This window comes from Mycobacterium sp. NGS62 (genome assembly GCF_059812285.1).
Genome location: NZ_JCALCK010000011.1, coordinates 66,292 through 87,998, shown reverse-complemented (window position 1 = coordinate 87,998; position 21,707 = coordinate 66,292). Strand labels below are relative to the sequence as shown.

Annotated in this window: 22 protein-coding genes; 8 read left to right on the top strand and 14 right to left on the bottom strand. The window is 66.0% G+C overall.

The window, feature by feature from the left end; genetic code table 11:
* Positions 1-8 precede the first annotated feature (8 nt).
* Positions 9-572, top strand: coding sequence for a TetR/AcrR family transcriptional regulator (locus tag AC5Y49_RS20470; protein WP_499890440.1), 564 nt, complete (start codon positions 9-11; stop codon positions 570-572).
* A gap of 79 nt (positions 573-651) precedes the next feature.
* On the opposite strand, the gene AC5Y49_RS20465 is transcribed toward AC5Y49_RS20470, so the two are convergent.
* The 5 genes from AC5Y49_RS20465 to AC5Y49_RS20445 form a co-directional block, all read right to left on the bottom strand.
* Positions 652-843, bottom strand: coding sequence for a helix-turn-helix domain-containing protein (locus tag AC5Y49_RS20465; protein WP_499890437.1), 192 nt, complete (start codon positions 841-843; stop codon positions 652-654).
* An 84-nt stretch (positions 844-927) separates the two neighbouring features.
* Entirely contained in the window at positions 928-2,556 is a 1,629-nt protein-coding gene (locus AC5Y49_RS20460; RefSeq protein ID WP_499890434.1) for an ABC-F family ATP-binding cassette domain-containing protein, read from the bottom strand.
* Between the two features lie 24 nt (positions 2,557-2,580).
* Entirely contained in the window at positions 2,581-3,414 is an 834-nt protein-coding gene (locus tag AC5Y49_RS20455) for an enoyl-CoA hydratase (protein ID WP_499890551.1), read from the bottom strand.
* A 15-nt stretch (positions 3,415-3,429) separates the two neighbouring features.
* Positions 3,430-3,798: a thioredoxin gene (gene trxA / locus AC5Y49_RS20450; RefSeq protein ID WP_499890431.1), complete on the bottom strand. Its 369-nt coding sequence runs from the start codon at positions 3,796-3,798 to the stop codon at positions 3,430-3,432.
* Positions 3,799-3,914: 116 nt separating this feature from the next.
* Complete coding sequence (locus AC5Y49_RS20445; protein WP_499890428.1) at positions 3,915-4,727, bottom strand: MBL fold metallo-hydrolase; 813 nt, start codon at positions 4,725-4,727, stop codon at positions 3,915-3,917.
* Between the two features lie 87 nt (positions 4,728-4,814).
* Between AC5Y49_RS20445 and AC5Y49_RS20440 the strand changes: the two genes are divergently transcribed.
* Together AC5Y49_RS20440 and AC5Y49_RS20435 are read left to right on the top strand one after the other, a co-directional pair.
* Positions 4,815-5,564 (top strand): DUF5666 domain-containing protein, encoded by a 750-nt coding sequence (locus AC5Y49_RS20440; RefSeq protein ID WP_499890426.1) that lies wholly within the window; start codon positions 4,815-4,817, stop codon positions 5,562-5,564.
* A gap of 185 nt (positions 5,565-5,749) precedes the next feature.
* Complete coding sequence (locus tag AC5Y49_RS20435; protein WP_499890550.1) at positions 5,750-7,582, top strand: acyl-CoA dehydrogenase; 1,833 nt, start codon at positions 5,750-5,752, stop codon at positions 7,580-7,582.
* Here the strand turns inward: AC5Y49_RS20435 and zwf are convergent.
* The 8 genes from zwf to AC5Y49_RS20395 all read right to left on the bottom strand — a co-directional run bounded on the left by zwf (position 7,579) and on the right by AC5Y49_RS20395 (position 15,423).
* Positions 7,579-9,048, bottom strand: coding sequence for a glucose-6-phosphate dehydrogenase (gene zwf / locus AC5Y49_RS20430; RefSeq protein ID WP_499890424.1), 1,470 nt, complete (start codon positions 9,046-9,048; stop codon positions 7,579-7,581). The genes AC5Y49_RS20435 and zwf overlap by 4 nt on opposite strands.
* Before the next feature lie 87 nt (positions 9,049-9,135).
* A complete protein-coding gene (locus tag AC5Y49_RS20425; protein WP_499890423.1) occupies positions 9,136-9,483 on the bottom strand; it encodes a metal-sulfur cluster assembly factor in 348 nt (115 codons plus the stop codon).
* Positions 9,480-9,980, bottom strand: a complete 501-nt coding sequence (gene sufU / locus AC5Y49_RS20420; RefSeq protein ID WP_499890548.1) for a Fe-S cluster assembly sulfur transfer protein SufU — start codon at positions 9,978-9,980, stop codon at positions 9,480-9,482. Before sufU ends, AC5Y49_RS20425 begins: the two co-directional genes overlap by 4 nt.
* Complete coding sequence (locus tag AC5Y49_RS20415; protein ID WP_499890421.1) at positions 9,977-11,239, bottom strand: cysteine desulfurase; 1,263 nt, start codon at positions 11,237-11,239, stop codon at positions 9,977-9,979. Before AC5Y49_RS20415 ends, sufU begins: the two co-directional genes overlap by 4 nt.
* A gap of 2 nt (positions 11,240-11,241) precedes the next feature.
* On the bottom strand, positions 11,242-12,015 hold the full coding sequence (gene sufC / locus AC5Y49_RS20410) for a Fe-S cluster assembly ATPase SufC (RefSeq protein ID WP_499890419.1): 774 nt from the start codon (positions 12,013-12,015) through the stop codon (positions 11,242-11,244).
* The gene (gene sufD, locus AC5Y49_RS20405) at positions 12,012-13,199 is read right to left on the bottom strand and encodes a Fe-S cluster assembly protein SufD (protein WP_499890417.1); all 1,188 of its coding nucleotides are present in this window, start codon (positions 13,197-13,199) and stop codon (positions 12,012-12,014) included. The genes sufC and sufD overlap by 4 nt, the downstream gene beginning before the upstream one ends.
* Entirely contained in the window at positions 13,196-14,650 is a 1,455-nt protein-coding gene (gene sufB / locus AC5Y49_RS20400; protein WP_499890415.1) for a Fe-S cluster assembly protein SufB, read from the bottom strand. Before sufB ends, sufD begins: the two co-directional genes overlap by 4 nt.
* Positions 14,647-15,423, bottom strand: a complete 777-nt coding sequence (locus tag AC5Y49_RS20395) for a helix-turn-helix transcriptional regulator (protein WP_499890413.1) — start codon at positions 15,421-15,423, stop codon at positions 14,647-14,649. Before AC5Y49_RS20395 ends, sufB begins: the two co-directional genes overlap by 4 nt.
* Before the next feature lie 52 nt (positions 15,424-15,475).
* On the opposite strand from AC5Y49_RS20395, the gene mptB reads away from it, so the two are divergent.
* The 4 genes from mptB (at position 15,476) to AC5Y49_RS20375 (ending at position 20,043) form a co-directional block, all read left to right on the top strand.
* Positions 15,476-17,188, top strand: a complete 1,713-nt coding sequence (gene mptB, locus AC5Y49_RS20390; protein WP_499890410.1) for a polyprenol phosphomannose-dependent alpha 1,6 mannosyltransferase MptB — start codon at positions 15,476-15,478, stop codon at positions 17,186-17,188.
* Positions 17,185-18,111 carry an ABC transporter ATP-binding protein gene (locus tag AC5Y49_RS20385; RefSeq protein ID WP_499890408.1) on the top strand — a complete coding sequence of 309 codons (927 nt, stop codon included), beginning with the start codon at positions 17,185-17,187 and terminating at the stop codon, positions 18,109-18,111. Before mptB ends, AC5Y49_RS20385 begins: the two co-directional genes overlap by 4 nt.
* Positions 18,108-18,884 (top strand): ABC transporter permease, encoded by a 777-nt coding sequence (locus AC5Y49_RS20380; RefSeq protein WP_499890405.1) that lies wholly within the window; start codon positions 18,108-18,110, stop codon positions 18,882-18,884. The genes AC5Y49_RS20385 and AC5Y49_RS20380 overlap by 4 nt, the downstream gene beginning before the upstream one ends.
* A 190-nt stretch (positions 18,885-19,074) precedes the next feature.
* Entirely contained in the window at positions 19,075-20,043 is a 969-nt protein-coding gene (locus AC5Y49_RS20375; protein ID WP_499890546.1) for a COX15/CtaA family protein, read from the top strand.
* Here AC5Y49_RS20375 and AC5Y49_RS20370 read toward each other — a convergent pair.
* Positions 19,936-20,655: a DcsG N-terminal domain-containing protein gene (locus AC5Y49_RS20370; RefSeq protein ID WP_499890543.1), complete on the bottom strand. Its 720-nt coding sequence runs from the start codon at positions 20,653-20,655 to the stop codon at positions 19,936-19,938. The two genes, AC5Y49_RS20375 and AC5Y49_RS20370, sit on opposite strands and share 108 nt — an antisense overlap.
* A gap of 31 nt (positions 20,656-20,686) precedes the next feature.
* Between AC5Y49_RS20370 and AC5Y49_RS20365 the strand changes: the two genes are divergently transcribed.
* Positions 20,687-21,664 (top strand): quinone oxidoreductase family protein, encoded by a 978-nt coding sequence (locus tag AC5Y49_RS20365; protein WP_499890403.1) that lies wholly within the window; start codon positions 20,687-20,689, stop codon positions 21,662-21,664.
* The last annotated feature ends 43 nt before the right edge of the window (positions 21,665-21,707 follow it).

The following is a 21,707-nucleotide window of genomic DNA, read 5'->3' as shown; positions in this document are numbered from 1 at the left end:
TGACGCCTGTGCCCAAGGTCAGCCAGGACCATCTGGCGGCCCGGCGCCGTCAAATCCTCGACGGCGCTCGCCGCTGCTTCGCCGAATACGGCTACGAGAACGCGACGGTGCGTCGGCTCGAGCGCGCCATCGGGTTGTCGCGGGGTGCGATCTTTCACCATTTCCGCGACAAGGACACACTGTTCTTCGAACTGGCGCGCGAGGATGCCGAGCGGATGGCGGCCGTGGCATCCCGCGAGGGGCTGATCCAAGTGATGCGTGACTTGCTCGCCGCGCCCGACCAGTTCGATTGGCTTGCCACACGATTGGAGATCGCGCGCAAGCTGCGCAACGATCCGGCGTTCAGCCGGGGGTGGACGGAGCGCTCCGCCGAACTCGCCGCGGCGACGACCGATCGGCTGCGCCGGCAGAAGCAGGCCGGACGGCTACGCGACGACGTGCCCAGCGACGTGCTGCAGTGCTACCTGGACCTGGTGCTGGACGGGTTGGTGGCCCGGCTCGCATCCGGTGAAGATGTGCAGCGCCTTGCCGCCGTGCTGGATTTGGTCGAAAGCTCAGTGCGGCAGAGCTAGCTTCTGTCCTTGCGAGAGAGTGCGAGCAAACCAGGTTCAAATACGGAGTGTCGGCGGGGACACGCACGCTCGCGCGGGGCTAGCGAGTGCGGGTGCGGTGATTGGGCCCGCCGCGGCTGCGCATCGGCGTGCCCGACTCGCGCAGCATGCTGTGAATTGATCCGTACGAGCGGCCGGTGGATGCCACCAGCGTGCGAATGCTGGCCCCACCCTCATACGCGCTGCGCAACTCGACCAGCAATTGGTCGCGTGTTTTCTTCGACTTCCTCATCGGCACCTCCCCGCTTCACTGAACCCCACGCGCATCAGCGTAGGAAGCGGTCGTCATCGCCGGACCGATTTCGCGAAATCGCCGTCAGGCCAACTCGATGAGATCCCGATACTCGTTAGACCAATGGTCTTCGGTGCCGTCGGGCAACAGCACGACGCGTTGCGGATCCAGCGCCTCGGCTGCTCCCGGATCGTGCGTGACCAGTACAACTGCGCCGGTGTAACTGCGTAGCGCGTCGAGGACCTGCTCGCGAGAAGCCGGATCGAGATTATTGGTGGGCTCGTCGAGCAACAACACATTCGCGGTGGATGCCACCAGCCCGGCCAGCGCCAGCCGGGTCTTCTCTCCGCCGGAGAGCGTGCCGGCCAACTGGTCGAGCTGCGGCCCGCTGAACATGAACGCGCCCAGCAGACCACGCAACTCCTGCTCACCGGAATCGGGCGCCGCGTGCCGGATGTTGTGCCATACCGTCGCGGTGTCGTCGAGGGTGTCGTGTTCCTGCGCGAAATACCCGATTTTCAAACCATGTCCAGGCGCCAGCGCCCCGGCGTCGGCTTGCTCGACACCGGCCAGCAGCCGCAACAGCGTCGTCTTGCCGGCACCGTTGAGTCCCAGCACCACCACCCGCGACCCGCGGTCGATGGCCAGATCGACACCGGTGAACACCTCCAGCGAGCCGTACATCTTGGTCAGCCCGTTGGCAACCAGCGGCGTGCGCCCGCACGATGCCGGACTCGGGAATTTGATCCGGGCCACCTTGTCGGCTGCCCGCTCTTCGTCCAGCGCAGCCATCATCCGATCGGCGCGCCGCAACATGTTTTGCGCCGCAACCGCTTTGGTGGCCTTGGCGCCCAGCTTGGCGGCCTGGGTGCGCAACGCGGTGGCTTTGCGTTCGGCGTTCACCCGTTCCCGGCGGCGGCGCTGCTCGTCGGTGGCCCGGGCATCGAGATACTTCTGCCAGCCCATGTTGTAGACGTCGACCTCGCCGCGTACGGCGTCGAGGAACCACACCCGATTGACGACATCGGCCAGCAGGTCGACGTTGTGGCTGATCACCACCAGCCCGCCAGTATGCGTGCGCAGGAAATCCCGCAGCCAGCCCAGTGAATCGGCGTCGAGGTGGTTGGTCGGCTCGTCGAGCAGCAGGGTGGTGTCCGAGCCGGCGCCCGTATCAGAGGCGGCGAACAGGATGCGCGACAACTCCACCCGGCGGCGCTGCCCGCCCGACAGGGTGCGCAGCGGCTGGGTCAACACGCGCTCGGGCAAGCCGAGACTGGCGCAAATTCGGCCGGCTTCGCTTTCGGCGCCGTAGCCGCCCAACGCGGCGAATCGCTCCTCGAGTTGGCCGTATCGGCGCACGGCGCGGTCGCGCGCGTCGTCGTCGGCGACTTCGGCCATCAGCGCCTGCTGCTTTTCCAGATCGGTCAGCAGCGTGTCGAGGCCGCGCGCGGAGAGCACCCGGTCGCGGGCCAGCACGTCGAGGTCGCCCTCTTTGGGATCCTGCGGCAGATAACCGATCTCGCCGGTGCGGGCCACCTTTCCGGCATACGGCTCGCCCTCGCCGGCCAGGATGCGCAGCGTGGTGGTTTTGCCGGCGCCGTTGCGTCCGACCAACCCGATGCGGTCACCGGGCTGCACCCGCAGTGCCGGTCCGTCAGCGGAGAGCAGCGTGCGCGCACCAGCGCGGACCTCGAGGTCCGTTGCCGTGATCACGGTCACTCTCCTATTCGAATTGCGTTACTTGTCGTCGGTGAACACTGCCGGCCGCTTCTCTGCGCGCGCGGCGACCGCCTCTTCGAAGTTGGCGGTGAGCAGACGAACAAAAAGCTGTCCCAGGCCTTCGGCCTGCATGTGCCCCTCCAGGTTAGCGGCGTCCAGTCCACTCCACAGTGTGCGCTTGGTCAACTCGATTCCCGGCCGGGAGAATGCGGCGATCCGCTCAGCCATCGCATAGCAGGTGTCCAGCAGCTGTTCACCGGGAACCTGACGCGACACCAAGCCGATCCGCTCGGCTTCCTCAGCGTCGACGTCACGGCCGGTGAGCATGAGCTCGAAGGCGCGCGACGATCCGATGGCCCGGGGCAGCAGATAGCTCAGGCCGAGCTCGCTGGCGGTCAACCCGTTGTTGATGCCGGCGGCGCGGAAATAAGCTTCGGTCGACGCGACCCGGATATCGGCGGCCAGCGCCAAACACAGCCCCCCGCCGATCGCCGCGCCGTTGACCGCAGCGATCACCGGTTGATGCAGGCGCCGCAGCCCCAGGATGACGTCGTCGAGCAGTTCCATCGAGCGCAGCGCGTAGGTCGGCCGGGTCAGCCCGTCGACGTGCGGCACCGCGCCCGCCGATTTGTGGTCGGCGCCAGAGGAAAATCCTCGGCCGGCGCCGGTCAGCACGACCACCCGTACCGAGTTGTCGTAGGTGATCTCCTCCAAGGCCGCTTTGAGCGGGACCATGACGTCGAACGCCATGGAGTTCATCCGCTCCGGCCGGTTGAGGGTGATCTGGGCGACTGCCGGTCGCGGATGCTCGACGAGTACGTAGTTCACGAAACTGCACGCTATCGCGTGCAGTGCTTGCGATCGTCGCTACGCCTGGTCGGGCTCGGACTCCTGGGCTGCGATCGCGGCGTCGATGTCGAAGTCTTTGACCTTTTGCACCAGCTCCTCCAACGCCGGCGGAGGCAGCGCGCCGGCCTGGTTGAACACCAGCTTGCCCTTCTTGAAGGCCATCAGCGTCGGGATGGAGCGGATATCGGCGGCCGCGGCCAGCTGCTGTTCGGCTTCGGTGTCGACTTTGGCGTGCACGACGTCGGGGTGTTTCTCCGACGATGCGGCAAAGGTCGGCGCAAACGCACGGCACGGTCCGCACCAGGAAGCCCAGAAGTCGACGAGCACGATGTCGTTGCCGTTGATGGTGTCGTTGAACTGTTCGGCGGTGAGGTCTTGGGTAGTCACCCCCTGCTCAACGTCACGAGCTGCGCCGATGTTCCCCGCCTAAACCTCGCCGAGTGGGAACTTATGTCACGGTTCGCCGGCCAACAGCGTGTCATAACTGGCCGCTCGGCGTGGCGTTAGGTGAGGTGGTCGTAGTCGCCGCGGACCCAAGCTGCGTGGCGCGCCGCCGATCGCTGGACGGTGGCCTGTCCGTCAGTGTCGATCGCGTTGGTGAACAAGCCATAGATGCGGTCGAACCGCAGACCCGACAGCGTGTCGGCCATCCGCTGCACCACCGCTGCCGACAGCGGCAGCCGATTCGGGTAGCTGCGCAGGAACCCGACCGTGCGCCGATCCGGGTTGGGAAAGATGGTGTCCCCGACCAGCAGCACGCCGCGCCCTTCGGCGCCGTCGCTCCAGCAAGCCACCGCACTGCCGGGGAAATGCCCGCCGACCCGGACCACCGTGAGTGACGGGGTCAGCGTCAGAGTGTCCGACCAGAGTTCGATCACCGGGTCGGGGCGCATCACCCATTCGGCGTCGGCGGCATTGACGTACACCGGGACACCGCCGAGCCGACGACTCCACTCCACCTGCGCGCCGAACATGTGTGGATGACTGCTCGCGATCCCAATGACCGGACCGCGCTCGGTTGCGGCGGCGATGGCGGCGTCGTCGACAAAGCCGGAGGGATCCCACAACACATTGCCGGCGTTGGTGCACACCAGTTTTCCCAGTTGACCGATGCCCAGCGGCGGTGAGCTTCCGATTCCGAAAAGTCCGTCTTCGATCTCGGTGACCTGCGATCGCGTTCCCTCTTCTGCGAGTTGCTCGAGCGTCGCCCACTGTTGACCGCCGCTCGGCACCCATTGCCGTTCGTCGGCGCAGATCGTGCACACCGCCGATGTGGTCGCGTGCTCGACGCCACAGGTCCTGCACACCCAGAACATGACCCAACTCTAAGCCCGGCTGATGACTGTTCGATCCGCCGCTGCAGCGGGTATCCATGTGTACCGCAAACCAGGCCGGAGACCCCCATGTCCGCCACCCCACATCTTCGTCGATTGGCAGCCCTTACGGCAGCCGCCTTCACCGCATTGGCGATCGCCGCATGCGGGAATTCGAATAATGAAAACGCCGGCAAACCCAGCGCTTCGGCAAGTCCAACGACGAGTGCGCCGAGTTCTGCGCCCAAGCCGCCGCCGGCCCCCCCGATGGGCCACGACCACGTCGAAGGCCTGGTCCAATCGGTATCGGGCAACACGGTCCAGCTGACCCAGCGCGACAGGACCGCGGCGACGGTCGACTTCACCCCAGCGACGATGGTCACCGAGTTGCGTCCGGCTCAGCTGACCGACATCACCCCGGGCAGTTGCGTCGATGTCGAGCCCGTCGCGCAGAGCGCCCCCGCTGGCGGGCCGGTCCCCGCACAGTCGGTAACTATCAGCCCTTCCGTGGGCGGCGACTGCCCGCCACCACCCGGCGGGCCGCCCGCCGGTGTTTCAGGGACGGTCAAGTCAGTGACAGGCAACAAGATTGCCGTCGACAGCACCGATCCGAGCGGCAAGACCGTGCACACCGACGTCAACGTCAGCGACTCGACCACCTACCAAAACCACGCAGTCACCACCGCACAAGCGATCCAGAATGGTAAGTGCCTGGCTGCGCAGGGAACGCAGCACGGCGGTGTGCTGCATGCGGACAGCGTTGACCTGGAACCGTGTCCACCGATGGGCCGTCCACACCACCACTTCCACATCCCCCGCCTGCCCCACTTCCACCGCTAAGGGCAACCCACGCAGACAGCATGAAAACGGCTGCCCTGTAGCAATTCTCGCGCCCGCTACGCTGACCTCGGACCCTACGGTTGCGTCACCGTAGGTTACGGTTGCGTCAGCGTAGGTTACGCTTGCGTACCCTTTCCGGCCTCGGGGACACTGCGTTGCAGTTCGGCAGAGAAGGGGGCGAACCGGTGGGGCACTACATCGCCAATGTCCGCGATATCACGTTCAACCTGTTCGAGGTATTGAACATCGGCGGCGTCCTGGGCGCCGGCCGCTACCGCGATCTTGACACCGACACGGTCTGTTCGATGCTCGACGAGGTTGCTCGCTTGGCGGAGGGCCCGGTCGCGGACTCCTTCGCCGACGGCGACCGCAATCCACCAGTCTTCGACCCGCAACGCCACACAATCAGCGTCCCGGCCGAGTTCGCCAAATCCGTGCAGGCGGTCAAAGACGCCGAGTGGTGGCGGATCGGCCTTGCCGAAGGGATCGGCGGCGTTCCCGCGCCGGCACCTCTGACCTGGGCGATCACCGAGATGCTGCTCTCCGCGAATCCGTCCGCGGGCTTCTTTTACAACCTCGGCCCGGCGATGGCCAATGCGCTGTACATCGAGGGCACCGATGAGCAGAAGCGGTGGGCGACCGCGGGCCTGCAGCGAGGCTGGTCGGCCACCATGGTGCTGACCGAGGCAGACGCCGGTTCCGATGTCGGGGCAGGCCGCACCAAGGCCGTTGCGCAACCGGACGGCAGTTGGCACATCGAGGGCGTCAAGCGGTTCATCTCCGGAGGCGACGTCGGCGATACCGCCGAGAACATTTTCCATCTCGTGCTTGCCCGCCCCGAGGGCGCCGGGCCCGGCACCAAAGGGCTGAGCCTGTTCTACGTACCTAAGTATCTCTTCGATCCGGACACTTTCGAACTGGGTTCGCGCAACGGTGTTTTCGCTACCGGGCTGGAACACAAGATGGGTTTGAAGTCCTCTCCCACCTGCGAGTTGACATTCGGCGGCCATGGATTGCCCGCGGTTGGCTACCTGGTCGGCGACGTGCACAACGGGATCGCGCAGATGTTCACCGTTATCACTCACGCCCGCATGACAATCGGCGTCAAAGCTGCCGGCACACTGTCCACCGGGTACCTCAACGCGCTGGCCTTCGCCAAGGAGCGGGTGCAGGGTCCGGATCTGACTCTGATGACCGACAAAGCCGCGGCGCGGGTGACGATCATGCACCACCCCGATGTGCGCCGCAGCTTGATGACCCAAAAGGCGTATGCCGAAGGTCTGCGCGCACTTTATATGTATGCCGCTGCCCACCAGGAACACACTGTCGTGCAACAGATCTCGGACACAGACCCGGATATGACGGCCCGGGTCGCCGATTTACTGTTGCCCGTCGTCAAAGGAGCGGGCTCGGAACGGGCCTACGAAACGCTCACCGAGTCGCTACAGACATTGGGCGGGTCGGGTTATGTGGCCGATTACCCCATCGAGCAGTACATCCGCGACGCCAAGATCGATTCCCTCTACGAGGGCACCACCGCCATCCAGGCGCTGGACTTCTTTTTCCGTAAAGTCATCCGCGACGGCGGAGCGGCGTTGGACCATGTGACGTCTCAGATCCGCCACACCATCGACACCTGCGATGAGACATTACGAAAGCCCGCGCTCCTGCTGGGCGTCGCCGTCGACGACGTCCAAGCGATGACGGCCGCGCTGAGCCAATACTTTATGGCCGTCGCTCAGCACGTGTTTGAGGTCTACAAGGTGGGGCTTGCCTCGGTGCGATTCCTGCTCGCCGTCGGTGATCTGCTCATCGGCTGGCGGCTGCTGGTGCAGGCTGATGTCGCGACGGCGGCGATCGCCGACGCCGCGACGAAAAGCGACGACGCGTTTTACCAAGGCAAGATCGCGGCCGCGTCGTTCTTCGCCAAAAACATACTTCCGAACTTGACTGCGCTGCGCGGCATCATCGAATCCCTCGACGACGGCATCATGCGGCTCCCCGAGGCCGCGTTCTAACTCTTGCCTCGCCAAACACGTTCGAACGGCAGTCGCCAGGCCCTCGGGGCAATCAACTGATGGATGGCGTTCGGCCCCCACGAGTCAAGGTCATAGCTGCGCACGGGCGGCGGATCATCCAACAATGGTGCCGAGATCTCCCACAGTCGTTCGATGCCTTCGGCCGTCGTGTACAACGTGCGGTCACCCCGCATCGCGTCAAGAAGGAGCCGTTCGTAGGCCTCGAGGACCTCGCCGGCATGTCCGGTCTCTTCCACCGTGAACTGCAGGCTGAGTTTGTCCAGCTTCATGCCCGGCCCGGGCCGCTTGCCGTAGAACGACAGCGACATCTTGCCCACATCGGCGAGGTCGAACGTCAAGTGATCCGGACCATGTTGTCCCACACCGGATCCGGGCGGGAACATGCTCTTCGGCGGCTCGTTGAATGCGATCGAGATGATGCGTTGGCCCTCCGCGAGACCCTTGCCGGTGCGGAGATAGAACGGGACACCCGCCCACCGCCAGTTGTCGATCTCGCACTTGAGCGCGACGAACGTATCGGTATCCGATCCCGCTGACACCCCGGGCTCGTCGAGGTAGCCCTTGTACTGTCCGCGCACGACATGGGTTGGATCGAGCGGGCGCATCGAGCGGAACACCTTGTTCTTCTCGTCGGTGATCGCATGCGGAGCCAGCTCGGTCGGCGGTTCCATCGCCACGAACGCCAGGATCTGGAACAAATGCGTGACCACCATGTCCCGGAACGCCCCCACCGACTCGTAGAACTGTGCCCGCCCCTCCAACGTGAGCTTCTCGGGCACATCGATCTGGATGTGGTCGATGAAGTTTCGGTTCCAAATCGGTTCGAATAACCCGTTGGCGAACCGGAAGGCCAGAATGTTCTGCGCGGGCTCTTTGCCGAGAAAGTGGTCGATCCGAAAAATCCGTTCTTCTTCGAAGCGCTGATGGATCGACTCGTTGAGTTCCCGCGCACTCTGCAGATCGGTGCCGAACGGCTTCTCCATGACCACGCGGGAGTGCTGCACCAAGTCCGCCTCGTGCAGCGTCTCCAGGACGGTCATCGCCGCCGACGGCGGCACGCTCAGATAGTGCAGCAGCCGGGCATCACCGCCGAGCTCCTCGATCTGCTCGCGCACCGCTGTGCCCAATGCTTCTGCGCCGGCGCTCTGCGGGAAGTAGGTCAAGTTCGCGCTGAACCGGTCGAGCAATTCATCGGAGACCTCGTGGCTGGAGAACTCGTGGCAGGCCTTGTGCGCCAGCTTACGAAACGCGTCGGTATCGAGGTCGTCCAGCGACGTGCCGACGATGCGGATTTCGGGAGCGAGGTTGGAGCAGGAAAGATGGAACATGCCCGGCAGCAACTTGCGGCGCGCTAAATCACCTGTGGCGCCGAAAATGACGACGACGTGCGGCTCCGTGCTTCTGCCCGCTCGGTCGGCTCCCCGGGACTTCGCGGAATCAGTCATAACCATGGTAGGTAGCCAGAGACGGTCGCGACGAAACCGAATAGCGCAGGTCAGTGCATCACGGCGGCACCTGCTCAGGCCGCCGCGTCAGACAGTGAAGCCGAGCGCGCGCAGTTGGTCGCGGCCGTCGTCGGTGATCTTGTCCGGGCCCCAGGGCGGGTTCCACACCCAGTTGATCTTCAGCTCACTGACCAGCCCGGCACCGATGAGCGCGGCACGCGACTGGTCCTCGATGACGTCTTGCAACGGGCATGCCGGTGAGGTCAAGGTCATGTCGATCAACGCCACCGGGCCTTCATCACCGTGCTCGACCTCCAAGCCGTACACCAAGCCCAGGTCCATGACGTTGATGCCGAGCTCGGGGTCGATGACGTCGTGCATCGCCTCGTCGACATCGGCGAGCACCGCGTCGTGCGGTGTAGTGGTTTCACTCATTTTCTACCTCCGGTTGAGTGCGATGTACTGGCCTCGGCCAGTGCCGACGTTTCCGCGATGGCCCGCGCCAGCGCGTCTTTGAATGCCATCCAGCCCAGCAGCGCGCATTTCACGCGCGCCGGATACTTCGCCACGCCGGCGAACGCGACGCCATCGCCGATGACGTCTTCGTCCCCTTCGACGGTGCCGCGCGACGACACCATCTCGGTGAACGCGGCGACGGTCTTCAGCGCCTGTCCGACGCTCTGACCGATCAGCTGCTCGGTGAGTACCGACGTCGCCGCCTGGCTGATCGAACAGCCCTGTCCGTCGTAGGACACGTCGGCAACGCGCTCGCCATCCTCGGACAACGCCACCCGCAGAGTCAGCTCGTCGCCGCAAACCGGGTTGACGTGGTACACCTGCGCCCCGTACGGCTCTCGCAGGCCCCGGTGTCGCGGGTGTTTGTAGTGATCGAGGATCACGTCCTGATAGATCTGCTCCAGTCGCACGCTCAGGGCCCCCCGAAAAAGTCTTGGGCACGCCGCACACCGGCCACCAGGCGCTCGACCTCGTCAAGCGTGTTGTAGACGGCGAACGATGCCCGCGCGGTGGCCGCCACGCCGAATCTGCGATGCAGCGGCATCGCGCAGTGATGCCCTACCCGTACCGCGACGCCCTCATCGTCGAGCACCTGACCGACGTCGTGCGCGTGCACGCCGTCAACGACGAACGACACCGGGGATCCGCGGGTTTCCATCGACGTGGGCCCGATGATGCGCACGCCCTCGATACCCGACAGACCCTCGAGCGCGGCGGCGGTTAACTGACGTTCATGGTTCTCGACTGCGTCCATGCCGATGGCTTGCAGGTAGCGTGCCGCCGCACCCAATCCGACGACCTGGGAGGTCATCGGGGTGCCGGCCTCGAAACGCTGCGGCACCGGTGCATAGCTGCTGGCCTCCATGGTGACCGCTTCGATCATCGAGCCGCCCGTGAGAAACGGCGGCATCGCGTCGAGAAGCTCGCGGCGACCGTAAAGCACACCGATACCGTTGGGCCCCAGCATCTTGTGTCCGGAGAACGCCGCGAAGTCGACATCGAGTGCCTGCAGGTCGACCGGCTCGTGCGGTACCGACTGGCAGGCGTCCAGCACGGCCAGCGCGCCCACGTCGCGGGCTTTGGCAACCAGTTCGGCCACCGGAGCCAGCGCTCCGGTGACATTCGAATGGTGGCTGAATGCCACGACTTTGACACGCTCGTCAAGTCGCAAAGACTCCAGGTCGATACGGCCGTCGTCGGTAATGCCATACCAGCGCAAGCTGGCACCCGTGCGCTTGGCGAGCTCCTGCCAGGGCACCAGGTTGGCGTGGTGTTCGAGCTCGGTGGTGACGATGACGTCGCCCGGGCCGACAGCATGCTCAAAACGGCTGTCGCCCAACACGTAGGACAGCAGGTTGAGCGCCTCGGTGGCGTTTTTGGTGAATACCAACTCGCCGGTGTCGGCGCCGACCAACTGCGCGATGTCGGCGCGGCCTTGCTCGTAGGCGTCGGTGGACTCCTCCATCAGCTGGTGGGCGCCGCGGTGTACGGCACCGTTGGAGGTGGTGAGGAAGTCGCGCTCGGCGTCAAGCACCTGGATTGGCCGCTGTGACGTGGCACCGGAATCCAAGTAGGCCAATTGTTTTCCGCCGCGCATCACCCGCTTGAGGATCGGAAAGTCAGCCCGGATCGCGGCAAGGTCGAGTAGGGGCGTCCGACCTAAAGCGGTAGCCATGGTTAGACCCCCGTGGCCGCCGCTTGGGTGAATCGCTCGTAACCGTTCTCTTCAAGTTCGTCGGCCAACTCCGGACCACCGGACTCGATGATTCGACCGCCGATGAAGACGTGCACGAATTGCGGCTGGATGTAGCGCAAGATGCGGGTGTAGTGGGTGATCAGCAGGATGCCGCCGTGCTCGGATTCCGCGTAGCGGTTGACGCCCTCGCTGACCACGCGCAGTGCATCGACGTCCAGCCCGGAGTCGGTTTCGTCGAGGATCGCGATCTTCGGCTTCAGCAGCCCCAGTTGCAGGATCTCGTGGCGCTTCTTCTCACCGCCGGAGAAGCCCTCGTTGACGCTGCGCTCGGCGAACGCCGGCTCGATGTCGAGGCTGTCCATCGCGGCCTTGACCTCTTTGATCCAGTGCCGCAGTTTCGGTGCCTCGCCGCGTACGGCGGTGGCCGCGCTGCGCAGGAAGTTCGACATCGACACGCCGGGCACCTCGACGGGGTACTGCATGGCCAAAAACAGTCCGGCCCGGGCGCGTTCGTCGACGCTCATCTCGAGCACATCCTGGCCGTCGAGCGTGATCGAACCGGAAGTCACTTTGTATTTCGGATGCCCTGCGATCGCATACGACAAGGTGGACTTGCCGGATCCGTTGGGGCCCATCACGGCGTGGGTCTCACCGGAGCGCACCGTCAGATTGACGCCCTTGAGAATGGCGATTTCGTCGCCGTCCGCCGGGTTTTCGACACTGACGTGCAGGTCTTTGACTTCCAGAGTGGTCATGAGGCTGTTGCTCTCGATTCTGTGATGGCCAGTTCGTGTTCGATGGCTGTGGTCAGGCGCTCGCGTACCTCGGGCACCGCGATCTTGGCGATGATCTCCCCGAAGAAGCCACGCACCACCAACCGGCGGGCTTGCTCTTCGGGAATGCCGCGGGCACGTAGATAAAACAGTTGCTCGTCGTCGAATCGTCCGGTGGCGCTGGCGTGTCCGGCGCCGACGATCTCCCCGGTCTCGATCTCGAGATTAGGCACCGAGTCGGCCCGCGCGCCGTCGGTGAGCACCAGGTTACGGTTCACCTCGAAGGTGTCGGTGCCGGTGGCCTCGGCGCGGATCAGTACGTCACCCACCCAGACGGTGTGTGCATCGGGGCGGCCTGAGTCCGGATCTCCTTGCAGCGCACCCTTGTACAGCACGTCCGATTTGCAATCGGGTTGGGCATGGTCGATCAGCAGCCGTGATTCGAGGTGCTGGCCGTCGTCGGCGAAGTACAGGCCGAGCAGGCTGGTATCTCCACCGGGGGCGGCGAACCGCACCCCGCCCGACATCCGCACGACCTCACCACCCAGGGTGACCGCGACATGGCGCAATACCGCGTCCTTGCCGAGCCGGGCGTGGTGTGCGCTGAGATGGACGGTGTCGTCGGCCCAGTCGGCGATCCACACCACGGTCAGTCGGGCGGCGTCGTCGATGACGAGTTCGACGTTGTCGGCGTAGGTTCCGCTACCGCGGTTGTCGATGACCACGACCGCTTCACCGAGCTCCTCGACCCGGATCTGCAGATGGCCGTAGGCCACCGCTCCCTCGCCGGGACCGGTGACCGCGATCTCCACCGGGTCGGGGACTTGAGTGTCACGGGCTACCGTGACCAACGTCGCAGCGTTGAACGACGAAAACGCCTGGGCGGCAACACGGTCAGCGGGCACGCCGCCCTGGCCGAGCCGCTCGTCACCACGCCGTACCGTCTCGACTCGCACGCCGGGCTGCTCGCTGACGGCGATTTGCGCGCTGCCGTTGGCCAACGCCGAACCGTCGTGCAGTCCGCGCAATCGCCGCAGTGGGGTGAAGCGCCAGGTTTCGTCACGGCCGCGTGGCACCTCGAAGGCGTCCACGTCGAACGACGCGAACTGCTCCCCCTTGTTCAGCGCCGGAGTTTCCAGAGCCGCTGTCAGATTGTCAGCCGTCATCCGACAGCGCCCTCCATTTGCAGCTCGATCAGCCGGTTGAGCTCCAGCGCATACTCCATCGGCAGCTCCTTGGCGATCGGCTCGACGAAGCCACGCACCACCATCGCCATCGCTTCGTCTTCGCCGAGACCGCGGCTCATCAGGTAGAACAGCTGGTTGTCGCTGACCTTGGACACCGTGGCCTCGTGCCCCATCGTCACGTCGTCCTCGCGGATGTCGACGTACGGGTAGGTGTCGCTGCGGCTGATGTCATCGACCAGCAGCGCATCGCATTTCACACTGGCCCGGGACCCGTGCGAGCCCTTGTGCACCTCGACCAGACCGCGGTAGGAGGAGCGGCCGCCGCCGCGCGCCACCGACTTGGACACGATGTTGCTCGACGTGTTGGGCGCCAGATGCAGCATCTTGGCGCCGGTGTCCTGGTGTTGATCCTCGCCGGCGAAAGCCACCGACAGCACCTCGCCCTTGGCGTGCTCGCCGGTCATCCACACCGCGGGGTACTTCATGGTGACCTTGGAGCCGATGTTGCCGTCGACCCACTCCATGGTGGCGCCCGCCTCGGCACGCGCCCGCTTGGTCACCAGGTTGTAGACGTTGTTCGACCAGTTCTGAATCGTGGTGTAACGGCACCGGCCACCGGGCTTGACCACGATCTCCACCACCGCCGAGTGCAGCGAAGCCGACGAGTACACCGGTGCGGTACAGCCCTCCACGTAATGCACGTAGGCGTCCTCGTCGACGATGATCAGCGTCCGTTCGAACTGGCCCATGTTCTCGGTGTTGATCCGGAAATAGGCCTGCAGCGGGATGTCGACGTGTACGCCCGGCGGCACGTAGATGAACGACCCGCCGCTCCACACCGCGGTGTTCAGCGCGGAGAACTTGTTGTCGCCTGCCGGGATCACGGTGCCGAAGTACTGCTTGAAGATGTCCTCGTGCTGGCGCAGACCGGAGTCGGTGTCCAAGAAGATAACCCCTTGTGCTTCAAGGTCTTCGCGGATCTTGTGGTACACCACTTCGGACTCGTACTGGGCCGCGACCCCGGCCACGTAACGATTCTTCTCGGCTTCTGGGATGCCCAGCCGGTCGTAGGTGTTGCGGATGTCCTCGGGCAAGTCCTCCCACGTCTGGGCCTGCTGCTCGGTGGACCGCACGAAATACTTGATGTTGTCGAAGTCGATGCCGCTGAGATCGGAGCCCCACGTCGGCATCGGCTTCTTGACGAAGGTCCGCAGCGCCCGCAGCCGGCTGTTCAGCATCCACTCCGGCTCGTTCTTCTTCGCCGAGATGTCACGCACCACCGCTTCGGAAAGCCCACGCTTGGCGCTGGCACCGGCAGTGTCGGAGTCGGCCCAGCCGTACTCATAGCGCCCCAGCGAGGCGATCGCCTCTTCCTGGGTCAACTGCCCCGCGGCGGCAGCGGCCTTGGTGGCCTCTGGGGTGAGAGTCATAACGACGCTCCTTCGGTGCTCGTGGTGGCTTCGGAGCGGGCTGTGCGCCGAAGTGTGGGCTGGTTGATGTCGGTGGTGAGCGGAACATGGGTCGTACAGACGCAGTCGCCGTTGACGATGGTCGCCAACCGCTGAACATGGGTCCCGAGTACCTCGGCCATGGCCTGCTGTTCGGCTTCGCACAATTCGGGGAATTCCTCGGCCACGTGCGACACCGGGCAGTGGTGCTGGCAGATCTGCACACCGTGAATCGGGCCGTCGACTCGTGTAGTCGTCGCGACGTACCCGGCCTCGGTCAACGCGCCGGCGATCCGCCCGGCGGCCGCCTCAACGTCGGCTTCGGCATCGGAATCGGCCTGGTCGACGTCGGACAGAATCGCATCGATGCGCTGCCGGGCGAAGGTGCGGACGGCGTCCTCACCACCGATTTCACGCAACTGCCGCATCGCCGCCGACGCCAGGTCGTCGTAGCTGTGGTCCAACTTGGCGCGGCCGGCGGCAGTCAGCCGGTACCGCTTCGCGGGTCGGCCGCGTCCAACCTGCTGCCAGGCCGCTGCAGGAACAGACTCCGCCTCCCCCGCGTCAATCAGCGCGTCGAGATGGCGCCGAACACCAGCCGCGGACAAACCCAGCCGATCACCGATTTTGCCTGCGGTGACCGACCCAGTTTCCAGCAGCAACCGCACGACGGCGCCTCGAGTGTGGCCGTCGTGTGTCGCTGACGCGGCCGCAACCGCATCCGACGGGATTTTCACAACACCAGTGTGACGCAATTCCGGCGATGGGTAAAGCGGGGGTGGCCTACACGGCGGTTACGCTGCACTGGTGGCAGCCCGCCAGCACACGCTGAGTTCGTCGATTGCCAGTTGGCATGGCGACGAACAGGCCGTGGGCTCGCCGCTCAACGATAGTGAACTGGTCGCGGTCCGACGCACCCGGTTGTTCGGCGCGACCGGCACCGTGTTGATGGCGATCGGCGCGCTGGGGGCCGGGGCGCGGCCGGTGGTCCAGGATCCAACGTTCGGGGTTCGGCTGCTCAACCTGCCGTCGCGCATCCAAACGGTGTCGCTGACGATGACCACCACCGGCGCGGTGATGATGGCGCTGGCCTGGCTGATGCTGGGCCGGTTCGCCCTGGGCGACCGGCGCATGTCGCGCGGCGAACTGGATCGGACACTGCTGTTGTGGACGTTGCCGCTGCTGGTGGCCCCGCCGATGTACAGCAAAGACGTCTACTCCTACCTGGCGCAAAGCCAGATCTGCCGAGAAGGTCTCGATCCCTACCGGGTCGGTCCGGCCCCGGGCCTGGGCCTCGGTCACGTGTTCACGCTGTCGGTCCCCAGCCTGTGGCGGGAGACGCCTGCGCCCTACGGGCCGCTGTTCTTGTGGGTCGGCCGCGGGATTTCCGAGTTGACTGGGGAAAACATCGTCGCCGCTGTGCTGTGTCATCGGCTGGTGGTGTTGATCGGTGTCGGCCTGATCGTGTGGGCGACCCCGCGGCTGGCGCGCCGCTGCGGGGTGGCCGAGGTCAGCGCGTTGTGGTTGGGCGCGGCTAATCCGCTGCTGATCATGCATCTGGTGGCCGGGATCCACAACGAGGCGCTGATGCTCGGGTTGATGCTGACCGGTACCGAGTTCGCGCTGCGTGGCCTCGACTCGGGGCGGGCGCTGCTGCCCCACCACCTGCCGCGGCACCGAAGTCAACGCCAGGACTGGGCGCCGCTGGGCATGCTGGTCGGCGGTGCTGTGCTGATCACGCTGTCCTCGCAGGTGAAGTTGCCGTCACTACTCGCGCTGGGATTTGTGGCGATGGCCCTGGCCTACCGCTGGGGCGGCAACCTGCGCGCGCTCTTCCTGGCCGGCGGGCTGATGACCGGGTTGGCACTGGCGGTCATCGCTGTGGTCGGCTGGGCCAGCCGGCTCGGCTTCGGCTGGATCTACACGCTGGGCACCGCCAATGTGGTGCGCAGCTGGATGTCGCCGCCGACGCTGTTGGCGCTGGGTACCGGACAAGTCGGGATCCTGCTGGGGCTGGGCGATCACACCACCGCCGTGTTGTCGCTGACCCGTGGCATCGGTGTGCTGATCATCGCGGTGATGGTGGCCTGGCTGCTGGTGGCGGTGTTCCGTGGCCGATTGCACCCGGTCGGCGGACTCGGCGTCGCGCTGGGCATCACCGTGCTGCTGTTTCCGGTGGTGCAGCCGTGGTATCTGCTGTGGGCGATCATCCCGCTGGCCGCCTGGGCCACCCGCCCCAGCTTCCGGATCGCGGCGATCGCGGTCACGATCGTCGTCGGCGTTTTCGGCCCGACCGCGAACGGCGATCGCTTCGCGTTGTTCCAGATCGTCGACGCCACTGTGGCCAGCACGATCATCGTGCTGCTGCTGATCGCCGTGACGTACACCCGATTGCCATGGCGGGCGCTGCCACGCGCCGGCCGCGAGCTGATCCACGACGCGGTGGCCCCGGATGTGGTGAGCGCCACCGAGACCCGGCAACCCACGCGGGTAGCTGACGCTTACGCTGAATCCCCGTGAGCTCGGATGTCCGCGTGCGGTTGCGCGGGGTCTGCAAACAGTACGGGTCGACAACCGCGGTGGCCAACCTCGACCTCGACGTGCACGCCGCCGAGGTGTTCGCGCTGCTGGGGCCCAACGGCGCCGGCAAGACGACAACCGTCGAGATGTGCGAAGGCTTTGTCCGCCCGGACGCCGGCAGCATCGAAGTGCTCGGCCTGAATCCGATCGCCGACAACGCCCGGCTGCGGGAACGGATCGGTGTGATGTTGCAGGGCGGCGGCGGCTACCCGGCCGCGCGCGCCGGCGAAATGCTCGACTTGGTTGCCGCCTATGCCGCCGACCCGCTGGATCCGCAGTGGCTACTGAGCACGTTGGGTCTCACCGACGCCGCACGAACCACCTACCGGCGGCTATCCGGCGGCCAGCAGCAGCGGCTGGCATTGGCCTGCGCGCTGGTCGGCCGTCCCGAACTGGTGTTTCTCGACGAACCCACCGCCGGCATGGACGCGCACGCCCGGTTGACGGTGTGGGAGTTGATCGACGCGCTGCGTCGCGACGGCGTGACGGTGGTGCTGACCACCCATCAGCTCAAGGAAGCCGAGGAGCTCGCCGACCGGCTGGTGATCATCGACCACGGCGCCACCGTGGCCGCCGGGACGCCGGCCGAGCTGATGCGCAGCGGCGCCAAAGACCAGCTGCGATTCAGCGCCCCGCCGCGGCTCGACCTGTCGCTGCTGGTCTCGGCGCTGCCCGAGGATTATCAGGCGACTGAGGTGCTGCCGGGTGAGTACCTGGTCGAGGGCCCGGTGGACCCGCAGGTACTGGCCACCGTGACGGCGTGGTGCGCGCAAATCGACGTGCTGGCCACCGGCATGCGGGTCGAACAGCGCAGCCTCGAAGACGTGTTTCTGGATCTGACCGGGCGAGAGCTGCGGTCATGAGCGAGACGCTATTCCCGGCGGGCACCTTCACACCCAACCCGCACCCCAACACCGTGCAGCGAATGCTGGCCGCGCAGTTCAGCCTTGAGCTCAAGCTGCTGTTGCGCAACGGTGAGCAACTGCTGCTCACCATGTTCATTCCGATCACCCTGCTGGTGGGGCTCACGCTATTGCCGCTGGGGTCATTCGGCGACGACCGCGCAGCGACTTTCGTGCCGGTGATCATGGCGCTGGCGGTGATTTCCACCGCATTCACCGGCCAGGCGATCGCGGTCGCATTCGATCGGCGCTACGGCGCGCTCAAACGGTTAGGTGCCACCGCGCTGCCGGTTTGGGGAATCATCGCCGGCAAGTCGCTGGCGGTTGTGACGGTGGTGTTCTTGCAGTCAATCATCTTGGGCGGCATTGGTTTTGGGCTTGGATGGCGTCCACATGTCGCGGGTCTGGCGTTGGGTGCCGGCGTCATCGCGCTCGGCACAGCGGGTTTCGCCGCGCTGGGCCTGTTGCTGGGTGGCACGCTGCGCGCCGAGATCGTCCTGGCAGTCGCCAACCTGCTGTGGTTCGTCTTCGCCGGGTTGGGCGCGTTGACCCTGGATATGGAAACGGTTCCCACCGCCGTCAAGTGGGCCGCCCGGCTCACGCCCTCCGGCGCGCTGACCGAGGCGCTGTCCCAGGCGATGAGCGTCTCGGTCGATTGGTTCGGCGTCGTCGTGCTGGCGGTGTGGGGAGCGCTGGGCGGGCTGGCCGCTCTGCGCTGGTTTCGCTTCACCTGAGCACAGCCAGACCTGATCCAGCGCCACGCTGGCGTGACGCTCGGCACTCACTGGCACGCTGGCGTGACGTTCGAGGAAGACACCGACGCCACGAGGCCCTACTACGTGATGTAGTTATTCGTCGCTTACCATCGAGGTCGTGACCATGCCCGTCGGACGATGGCTGCTGCGGCTGGTGGATCTGCTGCCCATGCCCAGCGTGGGCGCGCAGCGGCTGATTGCGGCTGCGGTCATCCTGACGCAGGGCGGCATCGCGGTCACCGGCGCGATCGTCCGCGTCACCGCATCCGGGCTGGGTTGTCCCACCTGGCCGCAGTGCTTCCCCGGCAGTTTCACCCCGGTCGCCGTCGCAGAGGTGCCCCGGATTCATCAGGCGGTCGAATTCGGCAACCGCATGGTGACTTTCGCCGTGGTCATCGCCGCCGCATTGGCGGTGCTGGCCGTCACCCGGGCCCGCCGTCGCACCGAGGTACTGGTCTACGCCTGGTTGATGCCCGCCTCGACGGTGCTGCAGGCGGTGATCGGCGGCATCACGGTGCTCACCGGTCTGCTGTGGTGGACGGTGGCAGTCCATCTGCTGGCGTCGATGACGATGGTGTGGCTGGCCGTCCTGCTCTACGTCAAGGTGGGTGAACCCGACGAGGGTGTCATCAGGCGCCGGGTCGCGACGCCGCTGCGCGGACTCACGGCACTGAGCGCGGTCACGTTGGCCGCGGTGCTGGTGACCGGCACGCTGGTCACCGCGGCCGGCCCGCACGCCGGCGATACCAGCCCGCTACGGACGGTGCCGCGGCTGAAGATCGAGGTCACCACGCTGGTGCATATGCATTCATCGCTGCTGGTGGCCTACCTGGCCCTGTTGGTGGGGCTTGGCTTCGGGCTGCTAGCGGTGCGTGCGCCCAAACCGGTGCTGCTGCGGCTGGGCGTGCTGGTCCTGCTGGTCTGTGGGCAAGGCGTCGTCGGCACCGTGCAGTTTTTCACCGGGGTGCCGCCCGCACTCGTGGCGCTCCATGTCGCCGGCGCGGCCGTGTGCACCGCGGCGACGGCCGCGTTATGGGCGTCGATGCGAGAACGGGCCCAGGCCCAGCCGCTCCAGGGCGGACTCGACGCACACGGCGAACTCGCGCTCGGCGACCTCACGCCCAGCGTGGTCCAGTAGTCCCCACCCCAGCGCCGGCCCGACAAGATCTAGACCTGCCAACCGCGCATCACCCGGGCCGCCGGTGACATCGGCGCGCGCGTAGAGCAGCTCGTCGGTGCCGATGTCCAGGTGTTGGGCGGCGGCGCTCAGCGCGGCATACCCGACGTCCCACAGTTCGAAGTCGACGTCGACCGACTGTCGCCGGGTAAACGCGTGGGATTGCGTGCCGCCCAGAAAAACCAGCGCCGTAGTCTCGCCAACCGCGTCCAGCTGTGTCGGTACCCCGGCGTTCTTCAGGTCGCGCAGGTACTGCTCGTTGGTGTTCCAGGCCACCACATCGGGCGCATTGAGCACGTTGGGCACCCGTCTGCTCCAGGTCAAAAATTCGTCGAGTCGGCCGTCGGCGGCCGCGCGCAGGATCACCAGGTCAGCGTGCATGGTGTCCGGGTCGTCCCACGACATCCAGCGAGCGTGCAAACCGCGCTTGCGCAGCGCCGCGACCAGGCCGCCCTCGTCGCCGGCCGCGGCTGAATGCCCCGCTCCTCCTCGTGCCGCCCCGCGGCCCGCATCGTCGCCGGGCGCGGCCAGCACGATCCGGGGATGACGAATGTCGGGGCGGGCCAACTTCATGCGCACTTCACACTTGCGGATGATAGTGGGCATGCATGCAATCGAAGTCGCCGAAACCGGTGGGCCGGAAGTCCTGCGCTATGCCGACAAGCCGCGGCCCTCACCCGCGGCCGGCGAAGTGCTCATCAAGGCCGAAGCGATCGGCGTCAACTTCATCGACACTTATTTCCGGTCCGGCCAGTACCCGCGGGAGCTACCGTTCATCCTTGGCACTGAAGTGGCCGGGACCGTGGCGGCCGTCGGCGACGATGTGACGGCTGTGGCGGTCGATGACCGGGTCGTGACCGCTACCGCGTCGGGCGCCTATGCCGAATTCTGCACGGCACCAGCTGAATTCGTGGCTCAAGTGCCGTCTGCCGTGGATTTTGACGTCGCGGCCTCGGCGCTGCTGAAGGGAACGACCGCCCACTATCTGCTCAAGTCGGTCTATCCGGCGCAGCCCGACGACACCGTATTGGTGCACGCAGGAGCGGGCGGGGTGGGCCAAATCCTGACGCAGTGGGCAGCCAGCTTGGGCATCCGGGTAATCACCACCGTGTCGACCCCGGCCAAAGCCGAGCTGTCCCGGCAAGCCGGCGCCGCCGAGGTGCTGGACTACCCCGGCGATGACGTCGACGAATTCGCTAGGCGGATACGCGGATTGACCGACGGCGCCGGTGTCGCCGCCGTGTACGACGGTGTCGGGGCGAGCACTTTCGACGCCAGCCTGGCCAGCCTTGCGGTGCGCGGGACGTTGGCCCTGTTCGGCGCGGCCAGCGGTCCGGTCCCGCCGGTTGACCCGCAGCGACTCAACGCCGCCGGCTCGGTATACCTGACCCGGCCGTCACTAGTCCACTTCACCCGCACTGGCGGGGAATTCGCCTGGCGCACCAAGGAATTGTTCGACGCTATCGCCGCGGGCTCGATCAATGTGACCGTCAGCGAACGCTATCCGCTAGCCGAGGCTGCTCAAGCGCACCGCGACCTGCAGGGCCGAAAAACGGTCGGCTCGATCGTGCTGCTGCCTTAGCCGCCCACCGTCTGCCAACCGCGAGGCTGCGCTGGTGGCGCCG